At 67.3% G+C, this 10,202-nt stretch carries 13 protein-coding genes; 4 read left to right on the forward strand and 9 right to left on the reverse strand.

Going from position 1 to position 10,202, the window contains the following annotated elements:
- Positions 1-105 precede the first annotated feature (105 nt).
- Complete coding sequence (locus VD964_RS15550; protein ID WP_324869452.1) at positions 106-1,383, reverse strand: ATP-binding protein; 1,278 nt, start codon at positions 1,381-1,383, stop codon at positions 106-108.
- A 382-nt stretch (positions 1,384-1,765) separates the two neighbouring features.
- Between VD964_RS15550 and VD964_RS15555 the strand changes: the two genes are divergently transcribed.
- The 4 genes from VD964_RS15555 (at position 1,766) to VD964_RS15570 (ending at position 4,077) form a co-directional block, all read left to right on the forward strand.
- On the forward strand, positions 1,766-2,197 hold the full coding sequence (locus tag VD964_RS15555) for a Fur family transcriptional regulator (protein ID WP_044550826.1): 432 nt from the start codon (positions 1,766-1,768) through the stop codon (positions 2,195-2,197).
- A gap of 196 nt (positions 2,198-2,393) precedes the next feature.
- Positions 2,394-2,792 carry a hypothetical protein gene (locus tag VD964_RS15560; protein ID WP_324869453.1) on the forward strand — a complete coding sequence of 133 codons (399 nt, stop codon included), beginning with the start codon at positions 2,394-2,396 and terminating at the stop codon, positions 2,790-2,792.
- A gap of 92 nt (positions 2,793-2,884) precedes the next feature.
- Complete coding sequence (locus VD964_RS15565; protein ID WP_324869454.1) at positions 2,885-3,625, forward strand: HAD family hydrolase; 741 nt, start codon at positions 2,885-2,887, stop codon at positions 3,623-3,625.
- Positions 3,626-3,702: 77 nt separating this feature from the next.
- On the forward strand, positions 3,703-4,077 hold the full coding sequence (locus VD964_RS15570; RefSeq protein ID WP_324869455.1) for a response regulator: 375 nt from the start codon (positions 3,703-3,705) through the stop codon (positions 4,075-4,077).
- Between the two features lie 41 nt (positions 4,078-4,118).
- On the opposite strand, the gene sigJ is transcribed toward VD964_RS15570, so the two are convergent.
- The 8 genes from sigJ to VD964_RS15610 all read right to left on the reverse strand — a co-directional run bounded on the left by sigJ (position 4,119) and on the right by VD964_RS15610 (position 9,792).
- The gene (gene sigJ, locus VD964_RS15575) at positions 4,119-5,021 is read right to left on the reverse strand and encodes an RNA polymerase sigma factor SigJ (protein ID WP_324869456.1); all 903 of its coding nucleotides are present in this window, start codon (positions 5,019-5,021) and stop codon (positions 4,119-4,121) included.
- The gene (locus tag VD964_RS15580; protein ID WP_324869457.1) at positions 5,018-5,470 is read right to left on the reverse strand and encodes a carboxymuconolactone decarboxylase family protein; all 453 of its coding nucleotides are present in this window, start codon (positions 5,468-5,470) and stop codon (positions 5,018-5,020) included. The genes sigJ and VD964_RS15580 overlap by 4 nt, the downstream gene beginning before the upstream one ends.
- A gap of 105 nt (positions 5,471-5,575) precedes the next feature.
- Positions 5,576-5,833 (reverse strand): hypothetical protein, encoded by a 258-nt coding sequence (locus VD964_RS15585; RefSeq protein ID WP_324869458.1) that lies wholly within the window; start codon positions 5,831-5,833, stop codon positions 5,576-5,578.
- 28 nt (positions 5,834-5,861) lie between these two features.
- A complete protein-coding gene (locus tag VD964_RS15590; RefSeq protein ID WP_310111668.1) occupies positions 5,862-6,326 on the reverse strand; it encodes a DsrE family protein in 465 nt (154 codons plus the stop codon).
- Positions 6,327-6,360: 34 nt separating this feature from the next.
- Positions 6,361-7,149 carry a molybdopterin-synthase adenylyltransferase MoeB gene (locus VD964_RS15595; RefSeq protein WP_324869459.1) on the reverse strand — a complete coding sequence of 263 codons (789 nt, stop codon included), beginning with the start codon at positions 7,147-7,149 and terminating at the stop codon, positions 6,361-6,363.
- Positions 7,150-7,241: 92 nt separating this feature from the next.
- The gene (locus VD964_RS15600; protein ID WP_324869460.1) at positions 7,242-8,033 is read right to left on the reverse strand and encodes a hypothetical protein; all 792 of its coding nucleotides are present in this window, start codon (positions 8,031-8,033) and stop codon (positions 7,242-7,244) included.
- A 154-nt stretch (positions 8,034-8,187) separates the two neighbouring features.
- Positions 8,188-9,147, reverse strand: coding sequence for a cysteine synthase A (gene cysK, locus VD964_RS15605; protein WP_324869461.1), 960 nt, complete (start codon positions 9,145-9,147; stop codon positions 8,188-8,190).
- Between the two features lie 189 nt (positions 9,148-9,336).
- Positions 9,337-9,792, reverse strand: coding sequence for an RrF2 family transcriptional regulator (locus tag VD964_RS15610; RefSeq protein ID WP_111067213.1), 456 nt, complete (start codon positions 9,790-9,792; stop codon positions 9,337-9,339).
- Between the last annotated feature and the right edge of the window lie 410 nt (positions 9,793-10,202).

Below are 10,202 nucleotides of genomic sequence, written 5' to 3' on the forward strand. Positions count from 1 at the left end.
AGGAGTATTTGCAAGCGCTATCCGGAAAAAGCCCCTCTCCTCTCGCGGGAGAGGGGTTGGGGGTGAGGGGGAAGGGCAACTTTCCCGGCCTTCGGCCGGCCCCCCTCATCCCATCCCGCGGGTCGGCAAAACGCCTTCGGCGTTTGGCCGACCCCGCCCCGCAAGGGGAGAAGGGCCGCTCCGTCCCACCCGGTCGGCCGGGAAGACCAGCGACATGACGGTGCCCTCGTCACGGCGGCTGACGACGTCCAGGCGGCCGCCATGCAGTTCGATCAGGCGCTTGGTCAGCGGCAGGCCCAGCCCGGTGCCGACCTGGGCGCGGGCCAGCGCGCTGTCGATCTGGCCCCAGGGCTCCAGCGCCTTCGCCAGTTCCTCCCCGGTCATGCCGATGCCGGTATCGTGCACCGACAGCCACAGCGTGCCGCCGGCCGCCAGACGGGCGCCCAGCGTCACCACCCCGTCGACCGGCGTGAACTTCACCGCGTTCGACAGCAGGTTCAGCAGCATCTGGCGCAGCTTGCGTTCATCCGCGCGCAAGGGCGGCAAGTCCGTGGGCACGGCGGTGACGATGCGGACGCCATGGCGCGCCGCCCGTTCGGCCAGCAGCCGCGCCGTGACGATCGCCACCCGCACCACGTCCACCGTCCCGTCCACCAGCTCCAACCGGTCGGCATCGGCCTTGGACAGGTCGAGCAGGTCGTTGATCAGCTCCATCAGGTGCCGGCCGCTCTCGGCGATGTCGCGGGCATAGTCGCGATAGAGCGGGATGGCGTGCGGCCCCGCCACCTCCTGCTCCAGCAGCTCGGCAAACCCCATCATCGCGGTCAGCGGCGTGCGGATTTCGTGGCTCATGTTGGCGAGAAAGGCGGTCTTGGCCCGGATCGCCCGCTCGGCCTGCCGGCGCGCCTCCTCCAGCTGCCGGGCACGCAGATCCGTCTGTTCGGCGGAGCGCGCCATCAGCCCGGTCACCGTGCCGACGCCCAGATAGCGGCCCTGGTCCACCACCAGGAAGCCGGTCACCAGCGCCGCCGGCTTCAGCCGGGCCAGCCGCCGCCCGATCTCCGCCAGCGGGGTCGTCCCCTCCACCAGCAGCGGATGGGGATCCATGAGAGCGGACACCTCCACAGTCGAGGCATCATTTCCCCCGTCCGGCGGAAGACGGCTGCGCTCCAGCAGACCGACGACGCACCCCTCGCCATCGACCACCGGCAGGGCAGGCAAATCAGGCTGGCGGTTGAATCGGGCAGCCGCTGCCGCACAATCCTGTCCGGGTGCCAGCGGCGGCACCGGAACCGCCAGCCCGGCGGCGGTGAAGGCGGGTTCGTCCATGTGCGCCTCCGGCATGGCGGCCGCGGCGGGAAGTGGCGGATCGAATGGCGTCACGGCGTCTCACCCCCTCCCCTCTCCGGCGCGATCATGCCCGGTCGGCACCGGTCGCAGGATGCGCGGCGCTCCAGCGGCAAAACCTAGCAGCGGATTATGAGCAATTGGTTTCCGCTCCGGCCATCCACCCCGCCGCAGACCTATACAAAAGCCCTATGACCATGGAAGGAAAGGCTTTTGCACGTTCGGCCGTCCGGCTGTGACCTGGGCATTTGAGAATGGTTCCGAAACACAGTATGATGGTCGGGTATTCGGGGTGCCGCGTTCGGCCGACCGGACTTGTCCGGCCGGCCGGCATTTGCTGCCGGCATCCCGGGCATCAGGGAGACCCGGAGGGGCGATCCGCCGCCCGTCACACAGAACAGGATTACAGGGGATGTCCATGCCCTCGCGCCTCGAAGAATTGTGCGTGAAGAAGGGATTGAAGATGACCGACCAGCGCCGCGTCATCTCGCGCGTGCTGTCGGAGGCAACGGACCATCCCGACGTCGAGGAGGTGCATCGCCGCGCATCCGCCATCGACCCGCGCATTTCCATCGCCACCGTCTACCGGACGATGCGGCTGTTCGAGGAAGCGCATGTGATCGACCGCCTCGATTTCGGCGATGGACGCGCGCGCTATGAAGAAGCAAGAACCGATCACCACCATCATCTGATCGATGTCGATTCCGGTGAAGTCATAGAATTCACCAATGATGAAATGGAACGGCTGAAGGAAAGCATTGCCCGCGAACTGGGCTATGACCTGATCGGCCATCGGCTGGAACTGTACGGCGTCCCGCGCAAGCGGCGTGCCGATAAATCTGAGTCTTAACTATATAACGGACTCTGCGGCGTTGCGCACAAGAGGTGGCGGCTGATTTCACCCCCATCCGGAATCGCCACACGCGCAACGGGCGGGTCAGGCGGCCATCGCTTGCGGGGTGCATCGGGTGCCGGGCTGGACCTTGCGGGCCGATGGCCCAAGGTTAGGCGAGGAGCAAACCTCACTGACCGGAACCGGCCGCACCATGGATGACCGCCACGACGACCGCCCCGACACCCGGCCCGAAAGCCCGCCGACCACGTCCGGGACCGAACCGATCAAAACCCAGGGCTCCAGCCCAAATCACACTGGCCCAAATCCAATCGGACCAGATCCCGTTCTCGAGCGGCTGGACCGCCTGTCGGATCTGCTGCTGCGCCGCATCGACCGGCTGGAAGAGCGGGTCCGCAGCCTGGAGCAGGACAACGGCGAGATCATCAACCTGCTGATCGCCGTCAAGGCCGGTCTGGAGGAGGCCTCCGGCGACCTGATCGCACAGCTGGAGGACGGGGTGGATGCCGCGGAGGTCGAGGAGGAGTCCGAAGACGGAGCGGAGGACGGCCCGCTGTTCGAGACGCCCTGCGGCCCGACGATGCTGCATTGACGGCCCTTCGGCTTGCGGCAGACCGGGAATCGTCCCCAGGGTTGCCGTAAAAGACCTTGTCCGCCATACCGCGGCGGCCGGATAAACGGCGCATGCAGACCACCCCCTTACCCGATCCCGCGCCCCAGCCCCCCCGGATCAGCCTCACGTCGGCGGCGCTCCTGCCGGCGCAGCATCTCGATTTGCCGGCCTCCACTTTGCCGGTCTGCGGTCCGTTGGGCGTCGCCTTCTTCGACTTCGACGGCACGCTGATCCATGGCGACAGCCTGCCGATGTTCGTCGGCGAGGTGATCGGCCGGCGGCGCGCCGCGCTGGCCCTGGCCGACGCCATCCGCTCTGCGATGCACCGTCATGTCCGCGGCCGCGGGCCGGGCTGCGATTTTCCCGGATCGGTGAAGGCAATCTATCTGAAGCGCACCCTGCGCGACCTGCCGGTGGCCGACGCTCTGGCCGCGGCGGAGCGGATGGTGCCCCGCGTCCGCTGGCACCAGCCCATGCTGGAGGTGCTGAAGGAGCATCGCCGGCAGGGACGCCGGGTGGTGGTCGCGACCGGCGCGCTCGACCTCTACATGCCCGCCCTCCTGCGCGGGCTGGAGGTGGACGACCTACTGGCCACGGGGATGGAGGTGGCGGACGGCAAGCTGACCGGCAGGCTCAGCACCGCCAACTGTGTGCGCCTGGACAAGGCGGAGCGGGTGACCGCCTGGATCGCCGGCAACGGCCCGGTCGCCGCCACCTGGGGCTACGGCAACCACCCCAGCGACCTGCCGATGCTGGCGCTGATGCACAAGGGCGAGGTGATCCGCATTCGACGAAGGTCGAACCGCAGGTAGCAGCCGTTTACAACCCGCCTGCCGCCCCGCATACTCCCTGCCGTCCATGACAAAAACATGATGGACGGAGGGGAAACGTGAGCTTCAGCATCGACGCCGACATCCGGATGCCGGGCTATGGCGGGCGCCGGGCCGTGGTGGCCGATGCCGACCGCATCCAACGCGAGGCGCTGGCCGGTCATCTGTCCGGCCGCGGCTTCCAGGTTTCGCAGACCGACGACGCACTGGAAGCGCTGACCATCATCGGTGCGGAGGCGCCGGTCGTGGCATTGCTGCCGCTGGAACATGAAGGCGACGAGGGCGACCGTGCGGCGGCGCTGGCGGCGATGCTTTATCCGCAGACGCGCATCCTGATGACCGGGCAGCGTCTGCAGAACGCTCCCTTCCCCATCCTGCCCCGCCCCGTCGACCTGACCGCACTCGACCGCTGGCTGGACGAGGCGACGGCGTAGGACGACGGCATAGGCTGGGATGCAAGCTCTCCCGCCTTGCCTTACTGGACGCCCTCGGTGTCTCCGAAGCCCGCCACATGCTCCAGCTTTTGCGGGTTGGCGATCTGGTAGATCCGCAAAATCCTACCGTCGGCGATGTCGAAGGCCAGGACGCTGCGGAAGGAGCCGCCCAGTTCGGCCAGCAGCCCCGGTCCGCCGTTCACCCGCACCGGCACGAAGCCGAACCCGACACCCCGCTTGCGCTGGACGCCCATCAGGAAGCGGGCGATGCGGTCGGCACCGAAGAGCGGGTTGACCGCCGTCCTCACCATGCCGCCGCCGTCGCTCAGCCACTGGGCATCGTCCGACAGCAGGGCCACGATGGCCGCATAGTCGCGCCGGACGCTGGCATCGGCGAAGGCGTCGGCCAGACGGCGACCTGCATCCGGATCGCTGATCGTCGCAGCCGGTTCCGCCAGCCGGGCGCGGGCGCGCCGCATGATCTGGCGGCAGGCCTCCACCGACTTGCCGAGCGTCGCCGCGATCTCCGCGTAATCCAAATCCATCGCCTCGCGCAGGACGAAGACCGCCCGCTGGTCCGGCGCCAGCCGTTCCAGCAGCAGCAGCATCGCCAGCGGCACCGACTCGGGATCGGCCCCGTCCTGCGTGTCGCTCTCCCAACCGGACACCTCCGGTTCGGGCAGCCAAAGCCCGTAATAGCGTTCCCGCGCCACCCGGGCGGAACGCAGCCGGTCGAGCGCCAGCCGCGTCACCAGCGTGGTGAGATAGGCGGGGACCGACCCGACGCTGCCGGGCGCCACCGCGGACCAGCGCAGCCAGGCGTCCTGCAGCGTGTCCTCCGCCTCCGCCACCGAGCCGAGCAGCCGGTAGGCCAGAGCGCGCAGCCGCGCCCGCTCGCCCGCGAAGGCGGCGAGCGCGGTGTCCGGGTCGGCCAGCGCCGTCACGCCGCCATTCCCACAGCGGTGCCCTCGATGTGCTGGGCGATGCCGATGCGATTCCAGGCGTTGATCTGCGCCGCCGTAACCGTCAGTTGGGCAATCTGCTCGGCGTTGAAATGGCGTTGCAGCGCCCGATACGCTTCGTCGATGCGGTCATGCTGGGCGCGGGTCAGCACCTCGGCCCAGGCGAAGGCGGTGCGTTCGTCGGGCAGGAACAGATCCGACCGCTCCCACTCGGCAAGGGCGGCGATCCGCTCCTCCGACTGGCCGTCCTGGCGGGCTTCCTTGCTGTGCATGTCGATGCAATAGGCGCAGCCGTTGATCTGCGACACGCGCAGGTCGATCAAGTGGATCAAGCCGGTCGGCAGGCCGCTGCCGCGGATGGTCTTGGCGGTGGCATAGAGCGTGGCGAACAGGGACGGCGCGTCGGTGGCGACGGTGAAACGGAAAGCCATGGTCTGCATCCTCGTATGGAGTGTCATCGCCTCCATGACGAGACACCCCGCTCCGGCGTGACGCATGGCTGCCCCGCGCTCCGTTCAAGGCAGCCGCTCCGGTCCTCAGCTCTCCGTCAGCAACTCCACGGCTTCCTGCAGGATGGCGATCTTGGCGGCGAAACGGCCTTCTGGATCGCTTTCACCGATCAGCCGGATCATCACGCCCAGGGCATGGGCGACCTGCGGCGCCAGCCCGGCATGGCCTCGGACATGGCGCGCGAGACCGGCCAGCGCCGTCCGGTAGGGGCGCCCTTCGAACCCGTCGGTGGCAATCGACTCGAAACGGTTGGCGAGGTCGAGGATCTCGCGGTTGTCGTTCATGCTCTTTCCGCCAGATCGGAGAATGGTGTCAGATGAACAGCATGGCGCCGCCCTTCGGCGCGTCGTTCAGGAAGGTGACGACGCCGCCGGTGGCGACCGGCACGTCGGCGCGCAGTTGAACGCCCGGCGGCAGGCCAAGGGCCCGCAGCCCCATCTCGCAGGCCATCACCGTCACGCCCATGGCGACGCAGGCCTCCAGCAGTTCCTCGAAGGTGGCGAGGCCGTGTGTGGCGAAATAGCGGTCGCGCGCCACCGGCGAGCTGCCGTCGTCGGCGGGGTCAAGATCGTGCCAGCCCAGCACCCCCGGCTCGCTCTCATGCACCAGGGCGCGCAGAGCGCGGCCGGTGAAGAACAGCGTGACCTTGCGGTTGGTGGCCGCCGCGGCGCTGGCCATCACCAGCGCGTAATGGACGCGGTCGAAGCCGCCGGCGAACAGGACGATCGACAGGGCCGAGGTGCTCTCGACCGAGGACTGCGACATGGTGGTGGACATGGTGGGCCGCCTCCCGTCTTTCCCGTGGCGCCCGTCAGTGGGCGGAAAGGTCGTGGATGGTCGGATGATCGCCGCAAAGCGCGCAGTCGGGATCCCGCTTGATGGTGATGCGCTGATAGGACGCATAGAGCGTGTCCATCATCAGCAGGCTGCCCGACAGGCTTTCGCCCAATCCCAGCAGTTCCTTCAGCACCTCCGTCGCCTGCAGCGAACCGACGAAACCGGCCAGCGCCCCAAGCACCCCGCCTTCCGAACAGGACGGCACGGTGCCGCGCGGCGGCGGTTCCGGGAACAGGCAGCGATAGCAGGGGTGCGGCGCGCCCAGATGGGCCTTGAAGGTGCTCAGCTGTCCGTCGAAGCGCAGGATCGCCGCCGACACCAGCGTCTTGCCGGACAGGAAACAGGCATCGTTCAGCAGGAATCGCGTGGCGAAATTGTCCGACCCGTCGGCGACCAGGTCATAGCGGCCGATCAGGTCCATCGCGTTGTCGCGGTTCAGCCGCATCCGGTGCGCTTCCACCCGGACATCGGGGTTCAGCGCGTGGATGCGGGCGGCGGCACTCTCCACCTTCGGGTGGCCGAGCGTCGATTCGTCATGAATGACCTGCCGCTGCAGGTTCGACAGGTCGACCGTATCGTCATCGACGATGCCGATGGTGCCGACGCCGGCCGCCGCCAGATAGAGGAGAAGGGGTGCGCCAAGGCCGCCGGCGCCGACGACCAGCACCTTGGATCGCAGAAGCCGCTCCTGCCCGATGCCGCCGACTTCCGGCAGCACGATGTGGCGGGAATAGCGGTGAAGCTGGGTGTCCGTGAAGTCCATGGCGCGCAGCATAGCGCAAGGATGCGCGGTTGCGGCAACATTCGATGCGGCATTTTCCGAGCCGCGGACGCAGCCCGGCACCTCGAAGACGGTCAGGCTCTCGTCGAGGTGGGCTTCGCTTCCGACGCCCACTGGCGCAGCCGGGTCTGCCGTTCGCGCAGAGTCTTGGAAATGGCACTTTCCTGGTTCAGTCCCGTCTCGGACAACTCCGTATTGCGCGGCACGAGGCTCAGCATGAAATCGGACGGCGACTTCAAACTCGACGGCGGGACCACCACCATCGTGTATTGGCCGGGCTCCAGCTTGTAGGTCGGCTTCTGCAGGAAAGTCTGCTGGGAATCGGGCTTGCCCGAGTCGCTGGCGGCGACGACCTTGCCGTCCTTGTCCATCATCGCCCAGCGCGTGTTGGGAAGCGATATGTTGGCGGTGAAGCTGCCGCCCTGCAGGACGTTGAAGGTGTGCTTCTGGATGCCGGTATCGCCATTGCCCGGCGGCTGGGCGGTGCCCTTCAGCGTTGCGCCGGCACCGGTCACCAGGACGTTCTGACGTTCCGTGACGTCCAACGAATAGTCGCGCACGCCCGCCGCCCGGTTGGCCTGCGAAATGGTCGCCGTGTAGGTGCCCGGCCCCAGCCGCGCGGTGGCGTCCGACGCCGATTCCTTCGACCGGATGGTCGTCACCACCTCGTTCCGGTCGTTGCGGATCTCGACGTTGGTGAAGGTGTTGTTGACCTTGAAATTGAACTCGCCGGCCTTGCTGACCGTGAAGGTCTGGGTGTCGGCGTTGGCTCCGTCGGCGCCGATCTTGGTCGTCTGCCCCTTCAACTGCGAGAAGGAACTGCTCGACAGGTTCGGGACATAGGTGGCGGCGGTCACATCCGACATGGCGGTCTCTCCCCGGCGGCGCGGACGGAAAAGGCTCTGCTGTTACCGGGAAGAGTAGCGCGAACCGCCAATTCCGTCAAATTTCGGGCCGGAATTTCGCGGATAGGATGCGGAGCGGGAGCAAATAACCGCCCCCGCCCCGCGGCATCGACGGTTACTCCAGCCCTTCGAACAGGGCGGTCGACAGGTAGCGCTCGGCGAAGGACGGCAGGATCACGACGATCTGCTTGCCCTCGTTCTCCGGACGGGCACCGACCTCCAGCGCCGCGGCGAGCGCCGCACCCGACGAGATGCCGACCGGAACGCCCTCCAGGCGGGCGACCTTGCGGGCGGTTTCGAAGGCGCGCTGGTTGGAGATGCGCACCACCTCGTCGATCAGCTCCTTCTTCAGGATGTCGGGAACGAAGCCGGCGCCGATGCCCTGGATCTTGTGCGGGCCCGGCATGCCGCCGGACAGGACCGGGCTGTCCTCCGGCTCCACCGCCACGGCCTTGAAGGAGGGCTTGCGCGACTTGATGACCTCGGCGGTGCCGGTCAGGGTGCCGCCGGTGCCGACGCCGGAGATCAGGAAATCGACCTGACCGTCGGTGTCCTTCCAGATCTCCTCCGCGGTGGTGGCGCGGTGGACGGCCGGGTTGGCGGCGTTCTTGAACTGCTGCAGCAGATAGGCGTTCGGGTCGGCGGCGAGGATCTCCTCCGCCTTGCGGATGGCGCCCTTCATGCCTTCCGACGCCGGGGTCAGCACCAGCTCGGCACCCAGCAGCTTCAGCATCTTGCGCCGCTCGACCGACATGCTTTCCGGCATGGTCAGGATCAGCTTGTAGCCCTTGGCGGCGGCGACGAAGGCCAGCGCGATGCCGGTGTTGCCGGAGGTGGGCTCGACCAGCGTCGTGCGGCCGGGGGCGATGGTGCCGGCGGCCTCCGCGGCCTCGATCATGGCGCTGCCGATACGGTCCTTGACGCTGGCCAGCGGGTTGAAGAACTCCAGCTTGCCGATGATCTGGGCCTTGACCCCGGCATCCTCGGCGAGGCGGTTCAGCCGCACCAGCGGCGTGGCGCCGATCGTATCGAGGATGCTGTCATAGATCTTGCCACGGAATTCGGGTGCAGCCATGATTCCACCTCTGAGATTTGTGTTATAAGTGATTTCAACACCCCAGACTGAGCATTATCCAGCGCGGGTGGCCTGTCAAACGGGAAGTAGGGTTCAAACGGGAAGTGGGGTCGCCGGGTCGCCCATACGACCCCACTGATTTCGGTTGAAGCCCCAGCCGAAGCCCCAGCCAAAACTTCAGCCGAAGCTTCAGATCGTGAAGTCGATCCGGTCCTCGGTCTCGCTTTCCACGCCGGCGCGTCGGGCGCGCATGCACAGATCCTCGACCGTGATGGTGTCGAGCTTCGCCATGCATTCCTCCTGCAGCTCGCCCCACAGCGGACGCACGACCTGATGGCCGAGGATGGAACCCGCCGGCTCTTCGATCGGGTCGGTGGCGGTCTCCATCGAACGGACCACCCGCACGATTTCGCCCAGCGTGATCCGCCTCCGCTCGCGCGCAAGCCTGTAACCGCCGCGCGGACCCCGCACCCCGGCCAGCACGCCTTCGCGCACCAACTGCTGAAGCACCTGCTCCAGGTAACGCTTCGGGATGCCCTGGCGCCGGGTGATCTCCCCGGACTGCACCGGCTCGGTGCCCGCGTTGTAGGCGATGTCGAGGACCGCCTCGATGGCGAACATCAGCTTCTTGGAGATGCGGAGCATCACGAGCGACTCCCGGTATTCTGACTGTGCGTGGCGCGGCAGCAAGGGAACCGACGGATCCCGCCGGCACCGGCCTCGTACCGGTCCGCAGGTGGAAACGCCGTCATCTCCCCCATTCCCGCCTGTTGGTTAAAGGCGTTTTACACCTCCGGCACGGGAATTCACAACAGGATTTGTCGCAGACAGACTCGGGAAAAAGCCCTCCTACACACACGGCACGTCCGGCAGTGCCGCCGTCACGGTACGGCGGTCCAGATGCGCTCCGACATAATCCGGTCGCCTGCAAATCACTGTCGCCTACCCTGCCGAAGGGGCTATAACCGACGCCCTGGCTTTGCTATCGCGCGTGTGTGCCCTGATGCCCCTTCGGATCGAGACCTTTTCCAACGTCACCGGCGGCTCCAGCTTCT

This window comes from Azospirillum sp. (assembly GCF_035628975.1).
Taxonomy (GTDB): Bacteria; Pseudomonadota; Alphaproteobacteria; order Azospirillales; family Azospirillaceae; genus Azospirillum.

Excerpts from the sequence above, each read along its gene's own strand:
- VD964_RS15555 (WP_044550826.1), top strand. The coding sequence starts at position 1,766 with ATGCCCTCGCGCCTCGAAGAATTGTGCGTGAAGAAGGGATTGAAGATG.
- VD964_RS15560 (WP_324869453.1), top strand. The coding sequence starts at position 2,394 with ATGGATGACCGCCACGACGACCGCCCCGACACCCGGCCCGAAAGCCCG.
- VD964_RS15565 (WP_324869454.1), top strand. The coding sequence starts at position 2,885 with ATGCAGACCACCCCCTTACCCGATCCCGCGCCCCAGCCCCCCCGGATC.
- VD964_RS15580 (WP_324869457.1), bottom strand. The coding sequence starts at position 5,470 with ATGGCTTTCCGTTTCACCGTCGCCACCGACGCGCCGTCCCTGTTCGCC.
- VD964_RS15585 (WP_324869458.1), bottom strand. The coding sequence starts at position 5,833 with ATGAACGACAACCGCGAGATCCTCGACCTCGCCAACCGTTTCGAGTCG.
- VD964_RS15590 (WP_310111668.1), bottom strand. The coding sequence starts at position 6,326 with ATGTCCACCACCATGTCGCAGTCCTCGGTCGAGAGCACCTCGGCCCTG.
- VD964_RS15595 (WP_324869459.1), bottom strand. The coding sequence starts at position 7,149 with ATGGACTTCACGGACACCCAGCTTCACCGCTATTCCCGCCACATCGTG.
- VD964_RS15600 (WP_324869460.1), bottom strand. The coding sequence starts at position 8,033 with ATGTCGGATGTGACCGCCGCCACCTATGTCCCGAACCTGTCGAGCAGT.
- cysK (WP_324869461.1), bottom strand. The coding sequence starts at position 9,147 with ATGGCTGCACCCGAATTCCGTGGCAAGATCTATGACAGCATCCTCGAT.
- VD964_RS15610 (WP_111067213.1), bottom strand. The coding sequence starts at position 9,792 with ATGCTCCGCATCTCCAAGAAGCTGATGTTCGCCATCGAGGCGGTCCTC.